Annotated in this window: 19 protein-coding genes and 6 tRNA genes; 24 read left to right on the top strand and 1 reads right to left on the bottom strand. The window is 54.8% G+C overall.

From position 1 onward, the window contains the following. Both recB and recD read left to right on the top strand, forming a co-directional pair. The gene (gene recB / locus JWG43_RS02520) at positions 1-3,696 is read left to right on the top strand and encodes an exodeoxyribonuclease V subunit beta (protein ID WP_205241236.1); all 3,696 of its coding nucleotides are present in this window, start codon (positions 1-3) and stop codon (positions 3,694-3,696) included. Next, positions 3,680-5,728, top strand: a complete 2,049-nt coding sequence (recD, locus tag JWG43_RS02515; protein WP_205241235.1) for an exodeoxyribonuclease V subunit alpha — start codon at positions 3,680-3,682, stop codon at positions 5,726-5,728. The genes recB and recD overlap by 17 nt, the downstream gene beginning before the upstream one ends. A 163-nt stretch (positions 5,729-5,891) precedes the next feature. Here recD and JWG43_RS02510 read toward each other — a convergent pair. Then, positions 5,892-5,978: transfer RNA gene (locus JWG43_RS02510), tRNA-Leu, on the bottom strand. 145 nt (positions 5,979-6,123) lie between these two features. Between JWG43_RS02510 and JWG43_RS02505 the strand changes: the two genes are divergently transcribed. The 22 genes from JWG43_RS02505 (at position 6,124) to secE (ending at position 26,090) form a co-directional block, all read left to right on the top strand. Further along, a complete protein-coding gene (locus JWG43_RS02505; RefSeq protein ID WP_240193329.1) occupies positions 6,124-7,254 on the top strand; it encodes a bifunctional riboflavin kinase/FAD synthetase in 1,131 nt (376 codons plus the stop codon). Between the two features lie 156 nt (positions 7,255-7,410). Further along, a complete protein-coding gene (locus JWG43_RS02500) occupies positions 7,411-8,058 on the top strand; it encodes a tetratricopeptide repeat protein (protein ID WP_205241234.1) in 648 nt (215 codons plus the stop codon). Continuing rightward, a complete protein-coding gene (locus tag JWG43_RS02495; protein ID WP_205241233.1) occupies positions 8,048-9,193 on the top strand; it encodes a DVU0298 family protein in 1,146 nt (381 codons plus the stop codon). Before JWG43_RS02500 ends, JWG43_RS02495 begins: the two co-directional genes overlap by 11 nt. Continuing rightward, positions 9,186-9,791, top strand: a complete 606-nt coding sequence (locus JWG43_RS02490; RefSeq protein ID WP_205241232.1) for a tetratricopeptide repeat protein — start codon at positions 9,186-9,188, stop codon at positions 9,789-9,791. The genes JWG43_RS02495 and JWG43_RS02490 overlap by 8 nt, the downstream gene beginning before the upstream one ends. After that, positions 9,792-10,442 carry a riboflavin synthase gene (locus tag JWG43_RS02485; RefSeq protein ID WP_205241231.1) on the top strand — a complete coding sequence of 217 codons (651 nt, stop codon included), beginning with the start codon at positions 9,792-9,794 and terminating at the stop codon, positions 10,440-10,442. A 190-nt stretch (positions 10,443-10,632) separates the two neighbouring features. After that, complete coding sequence (locus JWG43_RS02480; RefSeq protein WP_205241230.1) at positions 10,633-11,877, top strand: bifunctional 3,4-dihydroxy-2-butanone-4-phosphate synthase/GTP cyclohydrolase II; 1,245 nt, start codon at positions 10,633-10,635, stop codon at positions 11,875-11,877. Positions 11,878-12,121: 244 nt separating this feature from the next. Then, a complete protein-coding gene (gene ribH, locus JWG43_RS02475; protein ID WP_205241229.1) occupies positions 12,122-12,589 on the top strand; it encodes a 6,7-dimethyl-8-ribityllumazine synthase in 468 nt (155 codons plus the stop codon). Positions 12,590-12,663: 74 nt separating this feature from the next. Beyond that, the gene (gene nusB / locus JWG43_RS02470) at positions 12,664-13,083 is read left to right on the top strand and encodes a transcription antitermination factor NusB (RefSeq protein WP_205241228.1); all 420 of its coding nucleotides are present in this window, start codon (positions 12,664-12,666) and stop codon (positions 13,081-13,083) included. 293 nt (positions 13,084-13,376) lie between these two features. Continuing rightward, entirely contained in the window at positions 13,377-15,551 is a 2,175-nt protein-coding gene (locus JWG43_RS02465) for an FtsK/SpoIIIE family DNA translocase (protein WP_205241227.1), read from the top strand. A gap of 394 nt (positions 15,552-15,945) precedes the next feature. After that, entirely contained in the window at positions 15,946-16,371 is a 426-nt protein-coding gene (gene aprB, locus JWG43_RS02460; protein ID WP_205241226.1) for an adenylyl-sulfate reductase subunit beta, read from the top strand. Between the two features lie 63 nt (positions 16,372-16,434). Then, positions 16,435-18,450: an adenylyl-sulfate reductase subunit alpha gene (gene aprA, locus JWG43_RS02455; protein WP_205241225.1), complete on the top strand. Its 2,016-nt coding sequence runs from the start codon at positions 16,435-16,437 to the stop codon at positions 18,448-18,450. Positions 18,451-18,636: 186 nt separating this feature from the next. Beyond that, on the top strand, positions 18,637-19,890 hold the full coding sequence (locus JWG43_RS02450; RefSeq protein WP_205241224.1) for an FAD-dependent oxidoreductase: 1,254 nt from the start codon (positions 18,637-18,639) through the stop codon (positions 19,888-19,890). An 11-nt stretch (positions 19,891-19,901) separates the two neighbouring features. Continuing rightward, entirely contained in the window at positions 19,902-22,151 is a 2,250-nt protein-coding gene (locus tag JWG43_RS02445) for an FAD-dependent oxidoreductase (RefSeq protein WP_205241223.1), read from the top strand. Positions 22,152-22,281: 130 nt separating this feature from the next. Continuing rightward, positions 22,282-23,484, top strand: a complete 1,203-nt coding sequence (qmoC, locus tag JWG43_RS02440; RefSeq protein WP_240193328.1) for a quinone-interacting membrane-bound oxidoreductase complex subunit QmoC — start codon at positions 22,282-22,284, stop codon at positions 23,482-23,484. Between the two features lie 227 nt (positions 23,485-23,711). Next, positions 23,712-23,787 (top strand) — tRNA-Thr (locus JWG43_RS02435). Between the two features lie 82 nt (positions 23,788-23,869). After that, positions 23,870-23,954: transfer RNA gene (locus JWG43_RS02430), tRNA-Tyr, on the top strand. A 53-nt stretch (positions 23,955-24,007) separates the two neighbouring features. Beyond that, positions 24,008-24,082: transfer RNA gene (locus JWG43_RS02425), tRNA-Gly, on the top strand. Between the two features lie 54 nt (positions 24,083-24,136). Next, positions 24,137-24,211, top strand: a tRNA-Thr gene (locus tag JWG43_RS02420). A gap of 66 nt (positions 24,212-24,277) precedes the next feature. Beyond that, positions 24,278-25,468 carry an elongation factor Tu gene (gene tuf, locus JWG43_RS02415; RefSeq protein WP_205241221.1) on the top strand — a complete coding sequence of 397 codons (1,191 nt, stop codon included), beginning with the start codon at positions 24,278-24,280 and terminating at the stop codon, positions 25,466-25,468. 82 nt (positions 25,469-25,550) lie between these two features. Continuing rightward, complete coding sequence (gene rpmG, locus JWG43_RS02410) at positions 25,551-25,700, top strand: 50S ribosomal protein L33 (RefSeq protein ID WP_205241220.1); 150 nt, start codon at positions 25,551-25,553, stop codon at positions 25,698-25,700. Positions 25,701-25,703: 3 nt separating this feature from the next. Then, positions 25,704-25,779 (top strand) — tRNA-Trp (locus tag JWG43_RS02405). Positions 25,780-25,814: 35 nt separating this feature from the next. After that, complete coding sequence (gene secE / locus JWG43_RS02400) at positions 25,815-26,090, top strand: preprotein translocase subunit SecE (protein ID WP_205241219.1); 276 nt, start codon at positions 25,815-25,817, stop codon at positions 26,088-26,090.

The following is a 26,090-nucleotide window of genomic DNA, read 5'->3' as shown; positions in this document are numbered from 1 at the left end:
ATGGTGGTAAAACTACATCCAATGACCTTTCCTCTCCACGGGGTCCGGCTCATCGAAGCCAGCGCGGGAACGGGAAAGACCTACACCATTGCAGCCCTCTATCTTCGCCTGGTTCTGGGGCACGGCGGAGAAAGGGGATTTTTTCGGCCCTTGACCCCGCCGGAAATCCTGGTGGTCACCTTTACCAATGCAGCCACCGAAGAACTGCGGGAGCGGATCCGCAGCCGGCTGACCGAAGCCGCCGCCTTTTTCCGAGGAAGTGCGCCGGGGGATACCTTCCTCCACGATCTCAAGGATGAGTACAGATCCGATCAATGGCCGGCCATGGCCATGCGCCTGGAGCGGGCCGCTCAGTGGATGGATGAATCCGCCATTCACACTATTCATGCCTGGTGTCAGCGTATGCTTCGCCAGCATGCCTTTGACAGTTTATCCCTGTTTGATCTGGAGCTTGCCCCCAGCGATCAGGATTTGCTCGAAGAGGCGGCCTGTGATTTCTGGCGGGCCAGGTTGTATCCCCTGAGTGCTGAAATGGTAGCGGCTTTCAAGACCGTGGTCCGGATCTCCACGCCCCAGGAGCTGCTCAAACAGGTATTGCCCCTCATCAATGGCCTCGATTTTGTCGGCGAGATTCGGTCGGATGATCCCTTTGCCCTGTTGGCACGGCGCATGCAATCCATCGAAGCGGCCCGGCTGGTCTGGGCAGCGGATTTTGCCCACGCCGTGGCGCAGATCAACCAAGCCCGGACTGATAAGACCCTCAACAACAATAAATACCGAGCAGCCTCCCTGGAACAATGGATTGTAGAACTCGATCAATGGGTGCACCATGCCGGCCCTTTGCCGGACGAAAAGGTTCTGGAAAAAATGTCCTCCCGCGGTCTGGCCGCCGGGACATCGAAAAACAAGACCCCCCCGGCCCATCCGGCCTATGATGCCCTGAACCGGCTCAACGAGGACCTTGTCTCGATGGATCCTGAACAGGCCTTTCTCTATCAGGCCGCGGCCGAGATCAGGCAAAGGGTTCTGGCGGCCAAGGACCGTCTTTCCCGGATAGGGTTCAATGATCTGCTGACCCGACTCGGCCAGGCCTTGTCCCGACCCGGATCCGGTGAAAACCGTCTGGCCCGGGTGATCCGTGCCCAGTTTCCCGTGGCCATGATCGATGAGTTCCAGGACACGGACCCGGTCCAGTACAGTTCCTTTGCCACTATTTACCTGGACCGGGAAAACACGGGGCTGTTCATGATCGGTGATCCCAAGCAGGCCATCTATGCCTTCAGGGGCGCGGATATCCATACCTATCTCAAAGCAAAAGAGGATACCAGGGGCCACCATTATACCCTGGAGAAAAATTTCCGCTCCACGCATTCCATGGTGGCGGCGGTCAACCAGGTCTTTGCCAGGGCATCCCATCTGCCCCAAGGGGCCTTTCTGTTCAAGGAGCAGATCCCTTTTGAGCCGGTCACCGCACAGGGCCGGCCGGAAACGCTGACCGTCGAGGGCCAGCCGGTCCCGGCCATGACCCTGTGGCAGATGGACCAGGACGGACCGGTTAACAAAAGCGGCCCTGAAGGCTACATTGCCCGGATGGCCCGGGCTTGTGCCCATGAAATCACCCGGTTGATCAACCTTGGCCGTCAGATACCCTGCCAGGCCGGCTTTGCTGAGCCGGGAAAAGAGATGACCCCGCTGCGGCCCTCGGACATTGCCGTGCTTGTCCGGGACGGCAGGGAAGCGGCAGCCATTCGCTCTGCCCTGACAGCGCGCGGGGTCAAATCGGTCTATCTGTCGGACCGCGAATCTGTGTTTACTACCCCGGAAGCCCAGTCCTTGCTGTATATCCTCCAGGCATGTGCCGATCCCACCAACGAGAAGCTGCTCAGGACTGCCCTGGCGACCGGGATTCTCGATCTTTCCTATGCAACCCTTGACCGGCTCAAACAGGACGAGCTGGCCTGGGAGGCTGAACAGGAACGGTTCAAGCACCTGCAGGGCATCTGGCACTATCAGGGAGTACTGCCCATGATCAGAGCCCTGCTGGCAGGGCTCAATGCGGGCGCCAGGATGCTGGCGGCCCCTGAGGGGGAGCGGCAACTCACCAATGTGCTCCATCTGGCGGAAATGCTCCAGGCGGCGGCTGCCGACCTTGACGGCGAGCAGAGTCTGATCCGGTGGCTGGCCGGGCAGATTGACAATCCCCAGGGGGGCGGCGATGAGCAGATCCTTCGCCTGGAAAGCGACCAGGCCCTGGTCCGGGTGGTGACGGTCCACAAAGCTAAGGGCCTGGAATATCCCCTGGTGTTCCTGCCTTTTATCTGTAGTTTCAGGAAAGTGACCGCAAAAAATACCGTCTTCGTACAAATTCATGACCCGGACGGGACTGTGCGGATGGTGGTGCATCCGGACGACGAGGATCTTGCCAGAGCGGACCAGGAACGGTTGGCCGAGGATCTGCGTATCCTCTACGTGGCCCTGACCCGGGCCTGCCACGCCTGCTGGATGGGTATGGGTGTCATGGGTAAAAACAGGAGGGATTCCAGCGATCTGCACCAGGCAGCCATCGGTTACCTGCTCAAGGGAGGGGCGATGATTCCCACCGATGAGTTTGCGGCTCTTCTTGCCGAGGTCAAAGGGGATTGTGAGGCCATTGCCGTGCTGCCCCTGCCGGATCCGTCTGGCAACATTGCGGCTCCGCAGCCGGAAAATCAGCCGCTTTTCCCTGCACGGCAATTTTCAGGAACTATTCCGCAAAACTGGCGGATCACCAGTTATTCGGGGATACTCACCGGTGCGGCCATGCCGGATGCCGGGGCCGATGCCCCTGGCTCGAGCAATGATACAGCCATGGACTCGCCGGACTCGCCGGCGCAGGACCAACTCCAGGAAAGCGCCAAGGAAGAAAGATTGTCCCTGGGGGCACCCCTGAGGGCGCGTTCCATCCACACCTTCGCCCGGGGGCCTGAGCCGGGAACCTTTCTCCATGATCTCCTCGAATGGGCTGCGCACACCGGATTTGACCGGGTAGCACAGGACCCTGCCGCCACCCGGGACAAGGTCACAAGCATGTGCAGTCGCCGGGGCTGGGACCTGTGGGCCGATGTGCTTGCTGACTGGTTGCTGAATTTGCTGCGCACCCCGTTGCGCCTGTCTCCGGCTCTATCTGCAACCTCCATGACGCTGTCGGCCCTGAAAACAGAACAATGCCGGGCGGAAATGGAATTTCTCTTTGCAGCGCACCAGGTGGATATCCCTTCTCTGGACCGTATGCTGACCGAGAGGGTGCTGCCGGGCATTGTCCGGCCAGTGCTGCGGCCGGACCGGGTCAACGGCATGCTCAAAGGTTTCATCGATCTGGTGTTCAGTTTTGAGGGTCGGTATTTTGTTTTGGATTACAAATCCAATTATCTGGGAGAAGAGCAGAGCGCCTATGGGCAGGAGGCCATGGCCCGGGCCATGGCCGGGCACCGGTATGATCTTCAGTACCTGTTGTATACCCTGGCCCTGCACCGGTTGCTCAAGGCCCGTCTTCCGCGGTATGACTACGAACGGGATGTGGGCGGTGTGGTCTATCTGTTTTTACGCGGGGTGAACGAATCCGGCCAGGGGGTCTATGCGGACAAGCCTCCGGCAAGCCTGATCAGTGCGCTGGACAAATTGTTCAAGGAAAAAGAAACTCATGCTGCCCCTCACTGATTTTTTTAACCTGATCCGCACCTGGACCACCTGGGGCTGGCTCAGGCCCATTGACCAGGCCTTGGTGCTGTTTGCACACCGCCAGGACCCTTCTGCCTCTGCACTGGTGCTGCTCGGGGCGGCCCTGGCCAGCCACCAGTTGGGACGGGGCCATATCTGCCTGGATATAGACAGGACCCTGGCTGATCCCGAGGGCACCCTTTCTCTTCCACCGGAAGGAGAGACAGGAGGCGATATGCCGGTCGCGCCGTCACGGATTCTTCGTGGTCTGAGCCAAGAGATCTGGGTCGATAATTTTTCCAGGTCGGCTCTGGTTGGCAAGGACACGGATAGCTCCCCCCTGGTTCTGTACCAGGGCCGCCTCTATCTGCGGCGCTATTGGCACTATACCCGGCAGGTAGCCCGGGAAATCCTTGACAGGGTGGAACAGACGCTCCCCGTCCCCGGCGACTTGGAGGATCGCCTGGATCAACTGTTTGCCAGGTTGAGAAGCCCGGAAGAAACGAGCAAGCACAGCATCCATTGGCAGAGCGTGGCCGCGGCCATTGCTGCTGCTTCCCGATTCTGCGTGATCTCCGGAGGGCCAGGGACCGGAAAAACCACCACCGTGGTTCAGATTCTGGGCCTGCTGCAGGGGATCGCCACGGAGCAGGGCAAGGCGCTGCGGATCCGCCTGGCCGCCCCCACGGGAAAGGCCGCGGTCCGGCTCACGGAATCCCTCTCCAGGGCCATGGACTTTTTGCCGGGGCAACTTGAGGCCCATATACCCACCGAGGTGACGACCCTGCACCGACTGTTAGGCACCCGTCCTGATACCCGCCGGTTTGTTCACAATCGCAACAACCGGCTTCATGTGGATCTGCTGGTGGTGGACGAGGCGTCCATGATCGATCTTGAAATGATGGCTGCGCTGCTGGGTGCCTTGCCGCCCCAGGCGCGGCTGATCCTTCTCGGCGACAAGGATCAGTTGGCATCGGTGGAAGCCGGGTCCGTGCTCGGGGATATCTGCGCCCATGCCTCCAACCCCGGTTATCGGCCGCAAACCCTTGCTATGGTCCAAAAAGCCACTGGATACGAATTGGCAGCGTTTTCAGGTTCGGGAACCGCCCTGGACCAGCGGATCGTTGTGTTGCGAACAAGCCACAGATTCCATGAAAACAGCGGCATCGGTGCCTTGGCCCGGGCAGTCAACCAGGGCGATGGCCAGCAGGTCTCTACGGTATGGGAGCAGGGGTATGCCGATATTTCCCGGCTGGTCATCCCTTCCTGTGAAGCTGCAGGGTTTCGCAGCCTGGTCCTGGACGGCAATCCGCAATCATTTCAACATGCTGCGCAGCAGCCGGTCGGCTACCGGGAATATCTTGCCATCATGGCCGGGGGATCCGGGGCCTGGCCTTCGGAGGACCATTGGTTCAGGGCCGTTCTGGAGAGCTTTAACCGGTTTCAGCTGCTCAGCCCTGTTCGCAAAGGAGACTGGGGCGTGGAAGGGCTCAATCATATCACCGCCCGGATTCTCGCCAATGCCGGGCTGATACGGGCCACCCAGGGATGGTATCCGGGCCGACCGGTGATGGTCACCCGGAACGACTACAGCCTGGGGCTCATGAACGGGGACATCGGTATTGTCTTTGCGGTGAGCAAGAGCGGCTCCGAAAACCATGCAGAAGGGGATCTGCCTGCAACGATCCTGCGGGTGGTCTTTCCCACGGCTGATGGTTCCTTGAAGCAGGTGCTGCCCTCACGGCTGGGAACTGTGGAAACCGTCTATGCCATGACCGTTCACAAATCCCAGGGGTCGGAGTTTGACCACACTGTCCTGGTCATGCCCGAGACCATGAGTCCGTTGCTGACCCGGGAGCTGATCTACACCGGCCTCACCCGGTCCCGCTCCTTATTTACCCTCGCAGGAACCTCAACCGACCTGCTGGCCGCGGCAGTGAAACAGCGGACACACAGGGCCTCCGGCCTTGGAGATCTCTTGTCCCAGGGTGAGAGCGAAACGTCTGGCGCCCTGGATTTTGGTGAATCTTAATTCGCAAGAAATTGGCCGATCCCGGGAGTCTTCAAGATTCACTATACTTATTGGACATAAGACAGCAAAGAATGGCAAGGCGGGAAAGGGCAGGGCGGGGAGAGGAAATGGACAAAAAAAGGCTTTATCCCTGATATTATGGGATAAAGCCTTGATTTTTTCTTGGTGCCGAAGAGAAGACTCGAACTTCCACTGGGAAACCCCAACTAGACCCTGAACCTAGCGCGTCTACCAATTCCGCCACTTCGGCATTGCGTCGGTGAATATGCTGGCTAAACGGTTTTTTGTCAACAATTTCTTTTGCGCCTGGAGAGAATATTGACCGGGATTATCCTGGCAACTCCGGGGACAGCACTGGTGTGGTGGATGATGGTCCTGATGGGTGATGGACAGGTATGCATCGGGACGAACGCTCACGGATTCAGGATGAACTGTTTGCTTGTTTATTCGATTTGGGGTACATATCCCGTTTCCATGGTTGCGAGGGTTTCCTTGCCTGCCGGGAGACACTTTTTTTGTTTGAACAGGCCCGCCGGGTATCGGCGGTGGCTTCCATGGACATTTATACTGACCTGAAAGACATCCCTCATCCTTTTCCGCGAGCACATGTCACCATCGGCAATTTCGATGGTGTGCATCTCGGTCATCAGAAACTCTTCGATCAGGTTGTGGCCAGGGCCCACCAGCATGCTGGTGTCAGCGTTGCCATCACTTTTGACCCGCATCCGCTCAAAGTATTAGGTTCAAAAGGGATCAGGCTGATTTCAACCACCCCACAGAAGATTGAACTGATCGAACGGGCTGGCATCGATGTGCTTGTGATCATTCCTTTCAACCGAGAGATTGCTTTAACGACTGCGGATGAATTTGTGGATGAAGTGCTTCTCGGCCGAATCGGCATGCGGGATCTGGTGGTGGGATACGATTATGCCCTGGGGAAACATCGCCAGGGTGATACCGCCTTTCTGCAGCGGCAGGGTGAGTTAAAGGGCTTTTCAGTGTTGGTGATGCCCGCCCATTACGAACAGGGACAGCTGGTTTCCAGTACAAGGATCCGCGAACTGGTCGCCGCTGGCAAGATGCGCGATGTCCGCAGGTTGCTCGGTCGCTATTATCAGATCCGGGGGGATGTGCAGTCGGGGCGCCAGCGGGGTGGCAAACTGCTTGGGTTTCCCACCGCCAATCTGTCCCTCTCCGAAGAGGATCTCTGTCCAAAACGAGGCGTGTACGTCACCCAGGTCATTTATGATGGCAAGCAGTATGGCGGGGTTTCCAATATTGGCTATAACCCAACCTTTGGTGACACAGCCCTGGTGGCGGAAACCCACATTTTCGATTTCAATCGTGATATTTACGGACGCCCCCTGAAAATCAATCTGATTCAGCACCTGCGCGGGGAAATCACCTTTTCCGGACCGGAGACGTTGGCCCGGCAGATCCGCAAGGATATAGAGGTGGCCCACAGGGTTCTCGTTCGCGAGCGACGAAAAAAACTTATCGCCTACCATCACGGTGCCGCTCCATGAGCGCCCTGTCCGACGTCAGGGACGGAATCACTTGTTTTTCCCGGATCCGGCTTGCATCCCTGCTGATTGTGGCTATATTGTGAAAAATTTTACCTCTTTTTGCCGAAAATGCCGGCAGAAGAGGAGGCATGACTCAAGAACCGGAGAAGTTTTTTTATGACAGAGACAATGAAAAAAGCCGACCTGGCCGAGGTCATCGCTGACCTCGAAAAGGTCGTGCAGGAAAAACCTGAAAACATCATGGCCCGCCATCATCTCGGCCTGGTCTACCGGCAGGCGGGCCGGATTGATGAGGCCATTGCTGCCTTGGAAAAGGTCATCGAGCAGGATAATCAGTCCATGGAGAGTATGATCAACCTCGGGGCCATCTTTTTTGAACGTGGCGACACCGATCGTGCCCTCGAATTGAATCAGCGAGCTTTGGCCGTTTCCCCGAAGATGGCCGAGGCACATGTCAATATCGGTCTTATCCGCCAGCATCGCAACGAGGTCAACGAGGCCGTCGCCAGCTATACCACCGCCGTGCAGATCGATCCCCGGCTGATCACCGCCTGGATCAATCTGACTTCAGCCTACACCATGCTGGAGGAAGACGATAAAGCGGTGGAGGCTGCCCAGCAGGCTGTGACCCTTGAACCCGACTCGCCGATGGCCAGAAACAATCTTGCCGTGGCCCTCTATTTCAAGGGAGAATTCAAGGAGGCGCAACGGAATCTGGAGAAGGCCCAGGAGCTTGGCTACAGTGTTGATCTCCGTTTTGTGGATGCACTTCGCGGGAAACTGACGGAAGCAGATGGGCAGTAAAGGAGACGCAAAAGTCAAGCCCTGGTGCCCCTTCTGCGGCATGGATGTGGGCCGTCCCACTGACGGCGTCCAACGCAAGATGCGCGAGTTCCCCATGGGACATTGTGAGTGCGGGGCGGTGTATGTCAGTGACGCCACCGGCCACAATGTCGGTGCTGCCATGGTCGAGTGCCTGGTAACGGCGTGTGGTGATCACTGGGATCTGGCCTGGGAGCTGATTCCTGAAGATGACTATCTCACCGGACGGATAGAAGACTATGACGAAGTCACCCACCGGGTGGTGGCCAAACGCAATCTTGACGGCCGTGCCGTGCGCGGGGTGCTCTATTTTGTCCGTCTCCACCGGGAGATGAATGAACTGGTTCAGCGCCTGCAGCGCAAACAGGAACAAGACGACCCAGGTTCATTGGTCGGGGAGGTGCAGGCGGTCTCTCCACTGGTGGAACCAAAACGGGACCCCAAGCGGCAACGCAAACGAGCGGACAAACGGCAAGTGCAGCAACTGGCGCACAGCGGTGATATCGATGCCCTGGTGGATCTCTGCCTGGATGATCGCCGGACTTTGCGTTTTCTGCAGCGGTTGCTCTATGAGCCGGATACCGCCGCCAGATACCGTATAGCCTGGATCCTGGGAGAGGTCTGCGGTCGGGTGGCCACCAGAGAACCCGGCCCGGTGGCGGATCTTCTCCATCGCCTCTTTGAGGCCTGTGCTGATTCCGCCGCCAGTTCCTGGGGCATGGTGGAGGCCATCGGTGCCATAATTGCCGCCCGCCCGGATATTTATGGGGCCTTTGCCCGGCATCTGTTCAATTACGTTGGCGATCCAGGCACCCGTGAGGCGGCGCTGTGGGGACTTGGGGAAATCGCCGCCACCCGCCCGGATCTCATTCGTAAGACGCCGTTTTATGTGCTCATCCCAGGGCTCAATGACGAAAATGCCGTTCTGCGCGGCTTGACCCTGCAACTGTTCGGGCGAATCAAGGCCAAGGAGGCCGGATTTCAGATCATGGCGCTCCAGAGCGACACCACCCCTGTCTGTGTTTACCAGCAGGGTGCGCCTCATCACACAACGGTGGCCGAACTCTCTATGCTCGCCAGCCGTGCCATACATAAGGGAGAAGACAATCGTGAGTAACCATTTTCAACCCTTGGATTCCCTCTGTCCCATGGGTGGGCAGTCAGGTGATACTGACCAGATGCTGGATCAGGCCCGCAAAGATTACCGGGAAGGGCGAACCTTGCTTGGCAAAAGCGAATTTGGCGCCGCTGCCATGGCTTTCCACAACGCCTTGAAAGGTTTTGAGGAGCAGGGTGATGAACAGGGCATCGCCAATGCTTCGGACCGACTCGGAGATGTCTGCCTCGCCCGGGGCGAGTATGCTTTGGCCATCACCCATTATCAAAGAGCCCATGTTATCTGTGAAAAGGAAGACGACAGTTTTTCGCAGCTGGCGCTCAATAAAAAAATGACCGCTGCCTATCGTAAGCTCGAGGAGCACGACAAAGCCTTGGAACTGCTCTTTGATATGCTCGAACATTATCGCCTGACCAACAACCCCAAAGGGGCGGTGGAAATCATGATCGGCATCGCCGAGGTCTATAACGAGCAGGGCGAACGGGCCAAAGCCGCGGATACCTACCGATCCATTGCCGGCATCCATAGTCGCTTCAAGCACACCCGGCTGGCCGAGGAGTTCAACCTTCGTGCCGCGGCTCTGGAGCAGAAGCGGTAAATGTTCACCGGAATCATACAGGGGCTGGGAACCTTACTGGAGAAAAAACCCTCCGGAGGGGGAATGACCTTCGGGCTAGAGGCGGATTTTCTTCTCACCGATCCGGAAGAAGGAGAATCCATCGCTGTCAATGGGGTGTGTCTGACGGCGCGGAATATCAACGGGAGTCGATTCACCGTCGATGTGTCCCCGGAAAGTCTGGCGAGGACCGGCCTGGGCCGGTTGCGGGCTGGCGACCGGGTCAATCTTGAACGGGCCCTTCGCTTGTCCGACCGTCTTGGCGGCCATCTGGTCAGCGGCCATGTCGATGCCCAGGGTCGGGTCGAACAGCGGCGGCCCGCCGGAGATTTCACCCTGTTCACCTTTTCTCTCGACCAGGGATTGACCAGGTACATTATTGAAAAAGGTTCCATCGCCATCAACGGTATCAGTTTGACGGTGAACCGCTGCGAGCGGGACAGGTTTTCAGTCTCCATCATCCCCCATACCTTGGCTGTGACCACTTTAGGAACGCTGCAGGAAGGGGATCTGGTCAATATCGAAGTGGATATGATAGGTAAATATGTGGAAAAGATGCTGGCAGGCCAATCTGCTGCTGGATTGCCTGGCCGGATCAATCCGGCCTTTCTCGCTGAGCACGGTTTTTTGTGATGCGGGAAACCAGTTGTGTTCCGAAGGGCGGCGGATGAAGGCGTTCTATAAAAAAGGTACCTACACTTAAACCCTGATTACAGATAAATATATCCAAAACATGAATGCCGCCGTCACGGATTCAGGGTGTTGTCATGGAATACAAGGAAGATGGCCGGAGTGAGCGGCGAGGTCCAGCAAGAGGCATGCTATGGCAGTCAGTTCGATAGAGGAAGTTGTTGAGGATATCAAGGCGGGTAAAATGATCATTCTCGTCGATGATGAAGATCGTGAGAATGAGGGTGATCTATGCATGGCCGCTGAAAAAGTCACGCCCGAGGCCATCAATTTCATGGCGACCCATGGCCGCGGCTTGATATGTCTGGCGTTGAGCCCGGACATAGTGGAGCAGCTGGGACTGCCGATGATGGTTTCCAATAACCAGTCACCGTACGGCACTGGATTCACCATCAGTATCGAGGCCCGCACCGGCGTCAGCACCGGCATTTCTGCCGCGGACCGATGTCGGACCATCGAGGCGGCGGTGCAGGCGGACGCAACCCCCCGTGACATTATCAGTCCCGGCCATATTTTTCCTCTGCGAGCCCGTCAGGGCGGTGTTTTGGTCAGGACCGGCCAGACTGAAGGTTCGGTTGATCTGGCTCGGATCGCCGGTCTGCGGACCGCCGGGATCATCTGTGAAATCATGAATACCGACGGGACCATGGCCCGGATGCCCGATCTCGAGATTTTTGCCCGTGAGCATGATCTTAAGATTGCCACCATCGCTGACCTGGTTGCCTATCGTCTCCGCAAGGATGTGCTCGTCCACCGGGCCGCGGAAGCCCGGCTGCCCACCTTCCATTCCGGAGAGTTTCGCCTGGTCGCCTATCAGAACGAGGTGGACGGCGATGAGCATGTTGCTCTGGTCAAGGGTGATATAACTCCCGCGGAACCGGTCATGGTCCGGGTTCACTCCGAATGTCTCACCGGTGACGTTTTTGGTTCGGCCCGGTGCGACTGTGGCTCCCAACTGCATGCAGCCATGCGTATGGTGGAGCAGGAAGGAAAAGGGGTGGTGCTTTATATGCGCCAGGAGGGACGCGGCATCGGTCTGATCAACAAACTCAAGGCCTATGGTCTCCAGGACAGCGATGGACTGGACACGGTTGAGGCCAATACCCGGCTCGGTTTTAAGCCGGACCTGCGGGATTATGGGATCGGCGCTCAGATATTACGTGATCTCGGGGTGCGAAAGATGCGCCTGCTGACAAATAATCCTAAAAAAATCATAGGGTTGGAGGGGTACGGGCTGGAGGTAGTTGACCGTCTTCCCATCGAGATACCTGGTGAGGATGAGAACAAGCAGTATTTGCGGACCAAGCGCGACAAGCTGGGACATCTGCTCGAACTCTACGGTGACATGCCCATGGGGTGTGTTACCAGGGATCCATGAGTGCCGGTAGACAAGCATCCCGGCCCTCGGGCCAAGGCGTTGATAGAGTCCTGAATCCGTGAGCGTTATCCGAAACAAGATTCCAGCCGTCACGGATTCAGGAGTGTGTAATTCCCTCAACCATCTATGCGCACGCGCTTCTGCCGATTTCGAACAGACTGCCAGATTCTGCAGTCCCAATTTGCCGTTGAATCGGCATCGGAGCGGACAGTGTGGCGCAAGGATCAATCCATAAGGTACAAACATGGTCACATTTCTGGAAGGCAATCTGCAAGGCGGTGGACGCAAAATCGGGATTATTGTCAGCCGTTTTAATTCCTTTATTTCCGAAAAGCTCCTTGAAGGGGCCATCGACACTCTGGTTCGATCCGGTGTTGATTCCGGCGACATTGCTGTTGCCCGTGTCCCCGGTGCTTTTGAAATCCCGTTAGCGGCTCAGAAAATGGCGCGGTCCGGCCGATACGATGCTGTCATCTGTCTCGGTGTGGTTATCCGCGGCGCCACCCCTCATTTCGAATATGTCGCCGGCGAGGTGGCCAAGGGAACCGCACAGGTCATGCTGGATGTCAGTATTCCTGTCCTGTTCGGTGTCCTGACCACCGAGTCCATTGAACAGGCCATCGAGAGGGCCGGGACCAAAGCTGGTAACAAGGGTGCGGATGTGGCTGTGGCTGCTTTGGAAATGATCAATCTGCTGGAAGTGATCCAGTAACATCATTGACAAACGGTTTATCATCAGCGGGACGTTGAACTCCGGCTTTACCGTGATATTCCAGTAGGGGTTGCATGGGTATTCGTCGTAAATCACGGGAACTGGCCCTGCAGTTTCTTTTCAGTCGTGATTTCCAGGAGCATGCCAATACAGTGGAAGCAGTGGCAGCAGACCTGGAATTGTTCTGCCAGCTGTTCGATGTCAATCGCAAGGCCCTTGAGTACGGACGCCACCTGATCTTGGGAATCTGCTCAAACCTGGCGACGGTTGATACGCTTCTGGCTGCCCATTCCCATAATTGGCGGGTCGAGCGTATGTCTCTGGTTGACCGCAATATTCTCCGTATTGCCATTTTCGAAATGCGATATACTGATGAGGCACCGGCCCAGGTCGCCATCAATGAGGCCCTGGAGATTGCCAAGCGCTACTCAGTGGACGACTCAGTGGCTTTTATCAACGGTATCCTTGATGCCGTTCAGGCCGCACCGCGATAAATCCCTGAATCCGTCAGCGTTCATCCGTGCGTCAGCTTTGTTGCTCGCGGCCGCTCGATGAAAGTACACTTTATCGAACAGGTACGGGCTACTAAGATAGCGTGCGGACGGAAGCCCCGAAGGGCGACAGGTGAAGGCGTTCTACGAAAAATGTATCTACACTTATACCCTGATTACAGGCAAATATATCCAAAACATCAACGCCGCCTTCACGGATTGAGGAAATCGTCTGTTCTCGCGGCCTGGTTGTCCAGGGTTCTGTCGAAACGATTCCCGCAGCACACGATCACCGGATGAATGTAACCGAACCAATTCCTCAAACCAGGAGGCTGCAGGAGGTTTTCTCCCTTCTCCTGCTGTTCCTGGCCCTTTTTCTTCTGACCTGCCTGGTCAGTTATATGCAGCCCCTCCTCGAGTCGGAACCGCATCTACAGCAACCCGCCGACAATTGGTGCGGTACGTTCGGCTTTTACACCGCCTGGTATCTCTTTTCATTTCTCGGGCTCATTGCTCTTTTTCCGGTCTGCATACTCATCTATGCCGCCGGCTCGGTTCTCTTTTCCCGACCGCAAAGCAGGCGCCTTCCCGCCGTCGTCATCGGTGTTACAGGGATCATGCTCAGTTCCTCCGGGTTGTTCGGGGCCTTTGACCATCTTCTGTTTCCCGCGGAATTCATTGCCCCGGGCGGCTATCTCGGAGTTTTGATCTGGACCTTACTCAACAGCTATCTCGGTTCCGTGGGCACCGCCCTGGTGCTTGGTCTGCTGTTGATTTTTTCACTGATGGCCGCGGTCAGGTTTTCTCCTTTCGGCATATTGCGATTATTGGCGCGAAAGCCGGTTGTCGACATGGGGGAAAAGGACACAGGTGAGAGCAGCGGAACTGCGCCGTTGGCGAGAAGAACTAAGGCAAGCGTTTCAGCCGGGCGAGGGAGGAGCAAGGAAAATAAGGTGGCCGACACCGAGCCCTTTTCCGTTCCCGCTGTACATGACCCGGTCCCCGTGGTGCAAATCGACGAGACGGACCGGCAGGATGTGCTTCGAAAATCCTCCAGGCGTGGTGCATTTCGCTTACCCCCCCTTTCTCTGCTGGATTCTGGCGATCAGAGTGATCTTGAGGTCAGTCGGGAGCATTATTACGAGGTCAGCGATACCTTGATCGCCAAACTCCAGGATTTCGGGGTGCAGGGAACCGTTGCCGGTATTTCGCCTGGACCTGTGGTCACCACCTATGAGTTCTCTCCGGCACCCGGGGTGAAGATCAACAAGATCGTCACCCTGGCCGACGACCTCGCCATGGTCCTCAAGGTGGATCGGGTGCGGATTGTCGGCTCCATTCCCGGTAAAGCGGCCATTGGCATCGAAATCCCCAATCCAGTCCGCAAGACAGTGTATCTGCGTGACATTCTCATGACACCCGAATATCGGGACGCGACATCCATGCTCAGCCTGGGGTTGGGATTCGATGTTATTGGCAGACCAGTCATCACCAATCTGGTCCGCATGCCGCATCTGCTTATCGCCGGTGCCACCGGAGCCGGAAAGTCGGTGGCCATCAATGCTTTTATCGCCTCGATTCTATTCAAGGCCAGCCCGGACGACGTCCGATTGCTGATGATCGATCCCAAACGGATTGAATTGTCCATGTACGATGATATTCCCCATCTCCTCCACCCGGTGGTTGTTGAAGCGAAAATGGCATCCAGGGCCCTTCTCTGGGCTGTACGTGAGATGGAGCGACGATATCGTCTCCTGGAGGAAAAACGGGTCAAATCCTTTGCCTCCTACAACCAGGTTGCGGAAGAAAAATTGCCGTATATCGTTATTATTGTCGACGAACTCGCCGATTTGATGATGGTGGCCTCCAAAGACGTGGAGACCTCCATCGCCCGCTTGGCCCAGATGGCCAGGGCTGCCGGCATGCACATCATTCTTGCCACTCAGCGCCCTTCCGTTGATGTACTCACCGGTTTGATCAAGGCCAATTTCCCTACCAGAATTTCTTTCAAAGTGTCTTCCAAGGTCGATTCACGAACCATTCTCGACGGGTCCGGCGCCGAACATCTCCTCGGCATGGGGGACATGCTTTTTCTCCCCCCGGGGGCGGCCAAACTGCAGCGCATTCATGGGGCCTTCATTTCCGAGCAGGAAACCGAACGGATCGTTGCTTTCCTCAAGGAACAGGGGACAGCCGAATATGATGAAACCGTTCTTCAGGTTGTCGAAGAGGAGTCCGTGGGCGTGGAAGGGGAAGGCGAACCCTATGACGAAAAATATGATGAAGCCGTGGCTGTGGTCACCGAAACCGGGCAGGCCTCTATTTCCATGGTGCAGCGGAGGTTGCGGGTTGGCTATAACCGGGCCGCGCGGATGATCGAGATCATGGAAAAGGAAGGCATTGTCGGACCGGCTGACGGTTCCCGACCGCGCGAGGTCCTGGTCCGTTCCGCGTATACCGAAGAAACGTAAATAAAAGAGCCTTTTCCGTGCATAGCTCAATGGTTCAGGCGTGCCAGTCCTTGTTTTCCCGTGTTTGGCGAGCCTGCCGACAATATATATCCATAATTCTGATGCTTTTATTAAGTTTTGCTGTTTAAGGTTGTTTTGACGATTTTTCTTGACTTTGAAAGGGCAACAAATTAAAAGAAGTTCACGGTCCAGAATGAGTGGTTGTTCATTTTTTGGTTGGTTGTAAACTGTCTGGAAAGACAAGAAAAATGCACAGCGCTTTGCATCTGGTCGAGGCGAAAAACGGATGGTTTGTCAGCAATGTGAATTCGTTATTCTTGCATCAAGAAGAAAAAGGTTATGGGCTTTCAGGGTTGGAAGCCATAATGGAAAATCCAAGTGAGGAGGTAGTTTAATGCCAAGTTACGTAGAACCTGCAAAATGTGATGGTTGCAAAGGTGGCGACAAGACCGCCTGTATGTACATCTGCCCCAATGATCTGATGGTCCTGAATGTCCAGGAAATGAAGGCCTACAATCAGGAGCCCGATGCATGCTGGGAGTGCCATTCCTGCGTTAAGATCTGTCCGCAGGGCGCAATTTTCGTGCGCGGCTATGACGACTTTGTACCGTTGGGAGGCCAGGTGCATCCAATGCGTTCGTCTGACTCCATCATGTGGACCGTCAAGTTCCGCAACGGCCAGATCAAGCGCTTCAAGTTCCCCATTCGGACAACGGCTGAGGGTGCTGCCAATGAGTATCCAGGTGAAAGAGGAGCAAATCTGGATGACGAGTGTTTGCTGCTCGAGAGCAATCTGCCAGCCCCCACCAAGCTGGCCTGACTTGTTTCCAGCCGGGTGAAGAACTGAGATTCTTTTTAAAATAAGATATTAGGAGATAAAAATATGGCATTACCTAACAAGCCGAAAGGCGAGCTACTCGCTGAAGTCGATCCGGAGATTGTAGAGCACAGCTGTGATGTACTGATTGTTGGCGGTGGTATGGCTGCCTGCGGTACTGCATTTGAAATCACCAAATGGGCCCCCGAAGGGATGAAAATCATCCTCGTGGACAAGGCCTCTCTCGAACGTTCCGGTGCAGTGGCCCAGGGCCTTTCCGCCATCAACACCTACATCGGCGAAAACGCCATCGAAGATTATGTCAAGATGGTGCGCAACGACCTGATGGGCGTTGTCCGTGAAGACCTTATCTATGACCTCGGTCGTCACGTGGACGAGTCTGTCAAGCTGTTTGAAGAATGGGGTCTGCCCATCTGGAAGAAAGACGAGCACGGCCACAACCTCGACGGCGCCAAGCCTGCCAAAACTCTGCGCGAAGGTGGTACCCCGGTACGGACCGGTAAATGGCAGATCATGATCAACGGAGAGTCCTACAAGTGCATCGTTGCCGAACCCGCTAAAAAAGCATTGGGTGAGGACAACATCCATGAGCGTGTTTTCATCGTCAAGATGCTGCTCGACAAGAATCGCGAAAACACCGTCGCCGGTGCCGTTGGTTTCTCCATGCGTGAAAACAAGGTACACGTCTACAAGTGTAAAACCGCACTGGTTGCCTGCGGTGGCGCGGTCAACATTTTCCGCCCACGATCGGTCGGTGAAGGCAAGGGCCGTGCCTGGTATCCGATCTGGAACGCTGGCTCCACCTACACCATGTGCGCTCAGGTCGGTGCAACCCTGACCATGATGGAAAACCGCTTCACCCCCGCCCGCTTCAAAGACGGATATGGTCCCGTTGGCGCCTGGTTCCTTCTGTTCAAAGCCAAAGTTCAGAACGGTCTGGGCGAATTCTATGCCAACAGCCCGGATGTGAAAGACGAGCTTGGCAAATTCATGCCATACGGTGGTTCTCCGGTCACTCCGACCTGTCTGCGTAACCACCTCATGATCAATGAGCTCAAAGCTGGCCGCGGCCCGATCTACATGGCCACCGATGTTGCTTTGAATGCGTTCCTCGATGACATGCGCGCTGCCGGTAAGGACGAGAAGGAAGTGAAGAAGTTCTGGAAACACCTCGAGTCCGAGGCGTGGGAAGACTTCCTTGACATGTCCGTTGGTCAGGCCGGGCTGTGGGCCGGTATGAACATCGAGCCGGAAAAAGTCGGATCTGAGATCATGCCGACTGAACCCTACATGCTGGGATCCCACTCCGGCTGCTGCGGTATCTGGACCTCCGGTCCTGAAGAAGACTGGGTACCTGTAGTTGATGGTCCCCGCTCACATCAGTACAAGTGGGGCTATAACCGTATGACCACTGTCAACGGACTGTTCACCGCCGGTGACGGTGTTGGCGCCTCCGGACATAAATTCTCCTCCGGATCCCACGCAGAAGGCCGTATCTGTGCCAAGCAGATGGTCAAGTACTGCCGTGACAATGCCGACTTTCAGCCGGAACTGGCCCAGACTCCCCAGGAACTGGCCGATGAAGTCTACGCACCGGTCAAGCGATATCATGAGTTCAAGGATTTGTCCACCGCTGTTGATGTCAATCCCAACTATATCAAACCCTCTGGCTTGATGATGCGGCTGATGAAGGCCACCGACGAATATGGCGGTGGTGTCGCTACCTATTACATGACCTCCGGCAAACTGCTCAACATCTGTCTGGATCTGCTCCAGATGATGCGCGAGGATGCTGAAAAAATGGCAGCCGGCGACCTGCATGAACTCCTCCGGGCCTGGGAGAACTACCACCGCATCTGGTGTGTGGAGACCCATATCCGTCACATCGAGTTCCGTAAGGAATCCCGCTATCCTGGATTCTACTATCGCTCCGACTATCCGACCTGTGACGACGAGAACTGGAAGGTCTTCGTCAACTCCACCTTTGATCCCAAGACCAAAGAGTGGAAGTGTGAAAAGGTCAATTGCATCAACATCATCGAAACCGAACCTTGGATCTGATTCCGAGAGGATATTGTTCGTTGATGGTACCAGGAATCTCCAGGCCCCTTCGGGGGTCTGGAGATTTTTTGTATGCGGCTGTGATTTTGTTTGAGTTGAGCTGAAAGATGAAGTAGTTTTAATATTTTCAGTTCAATTGAACCAGAAATCACCTTTCATCAATACCAGCAGTTATGGAGGTTTGGCATGAGTGACACTGCAGGCAATGGTGCGGTACTGGTTGTGGGTGGCGGTATCAGTGGTATCACCGCTGCACTCGAAGCGGCTGAAGTCGGTAAGGACGTTTTTCTGATCGAGAAAAACTCGTACTTCGGTGGTCGGGTCGCCCAGCTTAATCAGTATTTCCCCAAACTTTGTCCCCCGACATGTGGACTCGAAATCAATTTTAAACGTATTAAAGACAATCGCAGGATCAGGACGTATACGCTGACCACCGTGAAATCGATTGCAGGTGAGCCAGGCAATTTCGATGTTCAACTGGAAACCGCGCCCCGGTATATCAACGCAAATTGTACTGCCTGCGGCGATTGTATCCCAGCCTGTAGCGAAGAGATCGATGACGCCTACAATTTTGGCATGAAAAAAACCAAGGCCGTATACCTGCCCCACGAGATGGCCTTTCCCCGTCGCTTTGTTCTGGACAAGGATGCTTGTTCAGCCGAGTCCCTTGAAGCCATTCAGACCGCCTGTAAGTACAATGCCGTTGATCTTGGGATGCAGGCCAAAACGTTTACTGTCAAGGTCAGCTCCATCATTTGGTCCACAGGCTGGAACCCGTATGATGCTAAAAAAATCGCCAATCTTAAAATCGAATCGTCTCCGGCAGTCATCACCAACATGATGATGGAACGCCTTGCCGCTGAAAATGGCCCCACCCAAGGCAAAATTCTCCGTCCTGGGGACCATAAGGAACCTGAGTCCTTTGCTTTTGTGCAATGTGCCGGGTCCCGGGACGAGAATCATCTCGAATATTGTTCCTCCGTCTGTTGTGGAGCAACCTTCAAACACATCTCCTACATACGGAATCAGTATCCTGAGGCCAAAATCTATGTCTTTTACATAGATCTGCGTACCCCAGGAAAATATGAAAAATTTCGGGCCAAATATATGGCTGACGCTAATGCGACCTTCATTAAAGGAAAAGTTGCCGATATCGTCGACGAACGTGACGGTGGCGTCACCGTGGTGGCTGAAGACGCCGTCACCGGCTCGAAAGTGCATCAGAAAGTCGATCTGTGTATTCTCGCCACAGGTATGGAACCCGCTCTCGGTACAACCGGCAAAGCCTTGGGCGTGACTATGGATGGAAACGGTTTTATCGTCCCGGAACCGGAGAAAGGGATGATGGCGGCTGGTTGTGCAAAATCCGCCGTTGATGTCTACACCAGTGGACAGTCCTCCACGGCAGCTGCCCTCAAAGCAATTCAGATCGGACGGTAGGAGGAAAGTCAATGAAAAAAGTATATGGTGCATATCTCTGTACTGGTTGTGGCATCGGCGACGTCCTCGATGTCGAAGGGTTGAAGGACACGGCATCCGAAGCTGGCGTAGACATGAAGGAGCATGCCTGCCTCTGCGGGGCTGATGGCAGGTCCTTCATCGAAAAAGATATGAGCGAAAATGGCATCAACACCGTCATTGTCTGTGCCTGTTCGCCGCGTGTTATGCAGGAAAACTTCCAATTCGGTGAGCAGACCATCACTGTTCGCGCCAATCTCCGCGAACAGGTTGCCTGGATCGGAGAACGCAAGGAGGATGGTTCCATCGATGATTTTCTCCAGGAGATGGGCACTGATTACGTCCGCATGGGCATTGTCCGAGCCAAGAAAGCGGAGTTACCCGTGCCTTATCAACTGGAAACTATCAATAAAAAAATTCTCGTCATGGGTGGTGGCCTTGCCGGCTTAACCGCGGCAAAAGAGGCCGCCAAAGCAGGATACGAAGTGACCCTGGTGGAGAAAGAAGCTCAACTGGGTGGCAAGGCTCTTGGCTGGCGGAAAATGTTTCCCACCGCCTATCCTTATGCCGAGCTTGAGGCACCCACCATCGAGCAGCTTATCGCCGAGGTGCAGGCCGACAGCCGCATTACGGTGAAAACTGAAACCGAGGTCGCCCGCATCGCCGGTTCTCCCGGGCAATTCAATGTCACCCTGAAAGATGCCGGCCATGCGACCGAATGGGACGCTCCGGCCCGGGTCACCGTGGAAGAGCAGGATCTCATCGCCAAAGGCGAGATGGAAGACCCCAATAAAGGGTTTAAAAAATACACCGTACTCAACCCGGATGGGGAAACCTTTGGTGCCGTCGTGCTGGCCACAGGTTGGAAGCCGGCGGATGTCTCCCAGTACGAGCATCTGGGACACGGCAGCCTGACCAATGTTGTCACCAATGCCGAGTTTGAAAAACTCGCCAAAAACGGCAAAGTTCCCGCGCGTGTGGCTTTTGTGCAGAGCCCAGGAGGGAAAGACAACGATCAGGATTTCCCCTACTGCAACTCGGTCACCTCCATGGTCACCCTGAAGCAGGCCAACTATGTCATTGAAGATAATCCTGTTGATGGCCAGGCGTATATCCTGTATCAGCATATGCGCACGCCGGGCAATGCCGAATTGTTCTACAAGGGGATGCAGGCCAAGGATGGAGTCTTCATGACCAAGGGCTCGGTCACCAAGGTTGCCGCCGCCGGCAGTGGCCTGGCGGTGACGGTGGAAGACACCCTTCTTGGTGATGATCTGCAGATTGAAGTGGATATGGTGGTTCTTGCCGCCGGCATGGTGCCCACCACTGCTTCCCAGGCAGTCATTAATCTCGCTTATCGCCAGGGTCCGGCATTCATGGATCTCAACCTTTTCGACGGGTATGCGGATTCCCATTTCATCTGCTTTCCTTACGAAACCCGGCGAACCGGTGTCTATGCCTGCGGCGGTGTCCGTAAGGCAGAGACCATGGAAGAGACCATGGACGATGCCACCGGAGCGGCTCTCAAGGCAATTCAGTGTATCGAATCGGCCAACCGGGGCGTGGCCGTGCACCCACGATCAGGCGACCAGACCTATCCGGATTTCTTCTTCTCCCGTTGCACCCAGTGTAAACGCTGTACGGAAGAGTGTCCTTTCGGGGCCCTGGATGACGATGAGAAAGGTACGCCTCTACCGAATCCGACCCGTTGCCGCCGTTGTGGCACCTGCATGGGCGCCTGTCCGGAACGGATCATCAATTTCGCGGATTATAGCATCGATATGATCGGTTCGATGGTTAAATCCATTGAAGTGCCCGATGATGACGAAGACAAGCTGCGAGTCATTGTTTTTGTTTGTGAAAATGATGCCTATCCAGCACTTGACATGTCCGGCATGCATCGTAACAAGATGAATAAGCTGGTGCGCTTTATCCCTGTCCGCTGCCTCGGATCCATGAACATGGTCTGGATCAAGGATGCCATGTCCTCCGGAATGGACGGAGCCCTCTTGCTCGGCTGCAGGTATGGTGACGATTATCAGTGTCACTTTGTCAGAGGTTCCGAGATCGCCACCAAGCGTATGGAAAATATCGGCGAAACTCTTGGCTCGCTCGGACTCGAACCGGAACGATGCGCAGTCAGAGAAATAGCCATATCCGACTACGATAAAGTTCCCGCTATCATCGACGAATTTGTCGAGGAAATAATCGAAATGGGTCCCAATCCCTTCAAAGGTTTTTAATTCTGTTTCAGTGCAGCACACCGCCATTTTCCCCTGGGGAAATGGCGGTGATTCCCTCTAGCCGCTGCGTGGCAGTACACCCGCTCGACATGTTGACCACCACCTTTCATGACAGGAGGAAAGAATGTCTATGAACGTGCAACCAGATCTTGAATTTATCAGGGCCATGAAGGAGGCAGGGGGCGACACTTTGAAAAAGTGTTATCAATGTGCGACTTGTTCGGTCGCATGCCCGCTTTCTTCTGATGGCAATCCATTTCCTCGTCGGGAAATGATTCTTGCCCAATGGGGTCAGAAAGACAAACTCATAACCGACCCCAATGTTTACCTGTGCCATCAATGCGGCGATTGTACCGAAATCTGTCCTCGAGGCGCCAGGCCCGGCGAGGTTCTCGGTGCCATTCGCGCTTATGCCTACAAGGCGTTGAGCTGGCCTACGGCACTTGCCGATCTTTGCAGTTCAGCGAAAAATTTGCCGCTGCTTATCGGGATTCCCGCAGCTGTTATTTTTGTTTTCTGGCTGATATCCGGAGGCATGCATATCCCTTCCACCGAAAAATTCGCCAATGTAGGGTATGGGCACTTCTTTGGTCATTGGGATTTTCGTTGGCTTTCTAAAAATGTTCTTTTCATCGACATTATTTTTCTCAGTGCCGTGGCGATAGCCGTCATCTCCCTGTACAAAGGTGTGACTAAGCTGTGGAGTGGAATGGTTGCGACTCTGGATAATAAGGATGTTGCCTATCGACCCTCGGTGGTGCAGTTTGTCAAACTGTTCCTGTGGCCGGCCCTGGTTGAAATCGTCAAGCATAATCGTTTTAAAGAGTGCACAGTCAATACTGATCGGGTCAAAGGGCACCTGCCCCTGGTACTTGGTTTCATTGGTCTGTTCATTGTTACCATCTATTCGGCGTTCACCCAGGATGTGATCGGTATCTTCATTCCCTCCATGCATGGGCCGATTTCCATGTGGAACCCAATTAAACTATTGGCTAACGTGTCCGCCATCGCCATGATTGTCGGTATCGGTATCCTGTGGATGAACAGGACCAAAATGGAAGCTGAAGGCCGGGCGTCCAATACCTTTTATGACTGGTTTTTCATCTGGGTTATCATGGCCGTGGGTGTCACTGGAATGCTAGCCCAGGTTCTGCGTCTGATCGGGATTCCGTCCCTTGGGTATATTTCGTACTATCTCCACCTGGTGTCGGTTCTCATGCTTTTCCTGTATCTGCCGTATACAAAGTTCGCTCACATCATTTACCGAACTTTTGCCATGGCCTTTGAACGATATCGTGAATCAAGCTTTGTCAGGAACCCATTGAACGATTGATTCTGCAACCATCTGCCTGTCTTGAAACCGGAAGCCATTGTGCTTCCGGTTTTTTTTTGAGAATTTGATATTCAGGTGTTTTTTTGTTTCGTACCATGCAGAAACATTCTTCAGAAAATTGATTTTGCTCCAGCAGGCACAAGGGAAAGCTTCATTAGAGGGTGCAGGTTGCAAATAAAAATTTTGATTGACTTGTGAAAATAAAAGTGTATATTCCTTTGGTTCATGCTGGCGTAGCTCAATTGGCAGAGCACCTGATTTGTAATCAGGGGGTTGCGGGTTCAAGTCCCATCGCCAGCTCCAGGAGCGGTTGCAAGGTACTGGACGGTTACTGACGCTCGAGGCCGAGCGTGGCGGGTCCAACCAATGTCTTCTGAAAATATATGGAGGGGTTCCCGAGCGGCCAAAGGGAACAGACTGTAAATCTGTCGGCGATGCCTTCGGAGGTTCGAATCCTCCCCCCTCCACCAAGTAGTGCTCCCCATAAGGGTTTGCGGAGCGATTGCAGGTGCATCGATTAAAAGCGGGAATAGCTCAATGGTAGAGCATCAGCCTTCCAAGCTGAGGGTTGCGGGTTCGAGTCTCGTTTCCCGCTCCAACTTTAACTGATCTGGTTAAGCATCTACAGCAGAATTCGATACATTCTATCTGCGCCCACGTAACTCAGTGGTAGAGTACCTCCTTGGTAAGGAGGAAGCCATCGGTTCAAGTCCGATCGTGGGCTCCAAGTATCAGTCGATTGGGAAAAGTGATCGATTGAGTCAAGTTGAACTTTTGTCCAAGGAGACATGAGATGGCCAAGCAAAAATTTGAGCGGAAGAAGCCGCATGTCAATGTGGGAACAATCGGTCACATTGATCATGGCAAGACAACCTTGACAGCGGCGATGACTCGTGTTCTGTCGACTAAAGGTCTGGCGAAATTCACTGATTTCAGCGAGATCGACAAGGCGCCGGAGGAGAAGGAGCGTGGTATCACCATTGCGACGGCCCATGTCGAGTATGAATCCGAGAACAGGCACTACGCTCATGTCGATTGTCCCGGTCACGCGGATTATATTAAGAACATGATCACCGGAGCCGCGCAGATGGACGGTGCCATTCTGGTGGTTGCGGCCACCGACGGACCCATGCCTCAGACCCGCGAGCATATCCTCCTGGCCCGTCAGGTGGGGGTTCCGGCCATGGTTGTTTTTCTGAATAAGTGCGACATGGTTGATGATCCGGAGCTCATTGAGCTGGTGGAGATGGAGTTGCGCGAACTGCTGGACAAATATGATTTTCCGGGTGACGATATTCCGATTGTGCAGGGATCGGCCCTGCATGCTCTCGAGTATCCGGAAGATGCTGAAAAGACGCAGTGTATCTGGAGCCTGCTGGAAGCGGTGGACAGTTACATCCCCCAGCCTGAACGGGCAGTGGACAAGCCCTTTTTGATGCCGGTCGAAGATGTCTTTTCCATTTCCGGTCGCGGCACGGTTGCGACCGGCCGGATTGAACGGGGCGTGGTCCATGTTGGCGACGATGTGGAAATCGTTGGTATCCGGCCCACGGTCAAGACAGTCTGCACAGGGGTGGAGATGTTCCGTAAGCTGCTCGATGAAGGCCAGGCTGGCGATAATATCGGCGCCCTGCTACGTGGCATCAAGCGGGAAGAAATCGTCCGCGGTCAGGTCCTGGCCAAGCCTGGTTCGATCAAGCCCCACAAGAAATTCAAAGCTGAGGCCTATATTCTGACCAAGGAGGAAGGTGGTCGTCACACCCCGTTTTTCAATGGCTACCGTCCTCAGTTTTATTTCCGGACCACGGACGTAACTGGTGTCTGCACCCTGGAAGAAGGTGTGGAGATGGTTATGCCTGGCGATAACATTCACATTACCGGTGAACTGATTACGCCGATTGCAATGGAAGCCGGATTGCGTTTTGCCATCCGGGAAGGTGGAAGAACGGTCGGTGCCGGCGTTATCAGTGAGATAATCGAATAAACTGACTTCTTGAATTACCACTTCATACAGTGAAACAAGCAGCCGGGTACATCCCGGCTGCTTGTACTGTGGGCGAGAAAATATGAGAGATAACATACGGTTAGCTTGTCAAGATTGCAAGCGACGAAATTATACAACGACTAAAAATAAACGGACCGTGCCCCACAAACTGGAGCTGAAGAAATACTGCGCCTTTTGTAAGGCCCACACCTTGCATAAAGAAACAAAATAACACAGGCCAGTAGCTCGAACGGTAGAGCACCGGACTCCAAATCCGGGGGTTGGGGGTTCGAATCCCTCCTGGCCTGCCATCACGATTACAGAACCTATCAGGCATTATTTTTCCATGATGGCGACAAAAAAACAGATCCGGTCCGGCAAGACAGGCATGGACAACAGAAAGGAACCAGGGGACGCCACGGAAATTTCCTACATGACGCCCTCGGGAATTCGGCTGTTCATCCAGGAAGTCATCGCCGAGTTCAAAAAGATTGTCTGGCCTGAAAAAAAAGTGACCGCAGGATTGACAGGTTTTGTTCTCCTTCTTGTCACCATCATATCCATCTATTTGGGCTCTGTAGATTTGCTGATCGGCAAATTAGTCACATATTTTCTTAATTGA

It is taken from the genome of Desulfobulbus alkaliphilus, from assembly GCF_016918545.1.
Classification (GTDB): Bacteria; Desulfobacterota; Desulfobulbia; order Desulfobulbales; family Desulfobulbaceae; genus Desulfobulbus; species Desulfobulbus alkaliphilus.
This window is presented reverse-complemented; position numbering and strand designations above follow the sequence as displayed.

Coding starts and splice junctions, on each gene's coding strand:
- recB (WP_205241236.1), top strand. CDS start 1: ATGGTGGTAAAACTACATCCAATGACCTTTCCTCTCCACGGGGTCCGG.
- recD (WP_205241235.1), top strand. CDS start 3,680: ATGCTGCCCCTCACTGATTTTTTTAACCTGATCCGCACCTGGACCACC.
- JWG43_RS02505 (WP_240193329.1), top strand. CDS start 6,124: ATGCATCGGGACGAACGCTCACGGATTCAGGATGAACTGTTTGCTTGT.
- JWG43_RS02500 (WP_205241234.1), top strand. CDS start 7,411: ATGACAGAGACAATGAAAAAAGCCGACCTGGCCGAGGTCATCGCTGAC.
- JWG43_RS02495 (WP_205241233.1), top strand. CDS start 8,048: ATGGGCAGTAAAGGAGACGCAAAAGTCAAGCCCTGGTGCCCCTTCTGC.
- JWG43_RS02485 (WP_205241231.1), top strand. CDS start 9,792: ATGTTCACCGGAATCATACAGGGGCTGGGAACCTTACTGGAGAAAAAA.
- JWG43_RS02480 (WP_205241230.1), top strand. CDS start 10,633: ATGGCAGTCAGTTCGATAGAGGAAGTTGTTGAGGATATCAAGGCGGGT.
- ribH (WP_205241229.1), top strand. CDS start 12,122: ATGGTCACATTTCTGGAAGGCAATCTGCAAGGCGGTGGACGCAAAATC.
- nusB (WP_205241228.1), top strand. CDS start 12,664: ATGGGTATTCGTCGTAAATCACGGGAACTGGCCCTGCAGTTTCTTTTC.
- JWG43_RS02465 (WP_205241227.1), top strand. CDS start 13,377: ATGAATGTAACCGAACCAATTCCTCAAACCAGGAGGCTGCAGGAGGTT.
- aprB (WP_205241226.1), top strand. CDS start 15,946: ATGCCAAGTTACGTAGAACCTGCAAAATGTGATGGTTGCAAAGGTGGC.
- aprA (WP_205241225.1), top strand. CDS start 16,435: ATGGCATTACCTAACAAGCCGAAAGGCGAGCTACTCGCTGAAGTCGAT.
- JWG43_RS02450 (WP_205241224.1), top strand. CDS start 18,637: ATGAGTGACACTGCAGGCAATGGTGCGGTACTGGTTGTGGGTGGCGGT.
- JWG43_RS02445 (WP_205241223.1), top strand. CDS start 19,902: ATGAAAAAAGTATATGGTGCATATCTCTGTACTGGTTGTGGCATCGGC.
- qmoC (WP_240193328.1), top strand. CDS start 22,282: ATGAACGTGCAACCAGATCTTGAATTTATCAGGGCCATGAAGGAGGCA.
- tuf (WP_205241221.1), top strand. CDS start 24,278: ATGGCCAAGCAAAAATTTGAGCGGAAGAAGCCGCATGTCAATGTGGGA.
- rpmG (WP_205241220.1), top strand. CDS start 25,551: ATGAGAGATAACATACGGTTAGCTTGTCAAGATTGCAAGCGACGAAAT.
- secE (WP_205241219.1), top strand. CDS start 25,815: ATGATGGCGACAAAAAAACAGATCCGGTCCGGCAAGACAGGCATGGAC.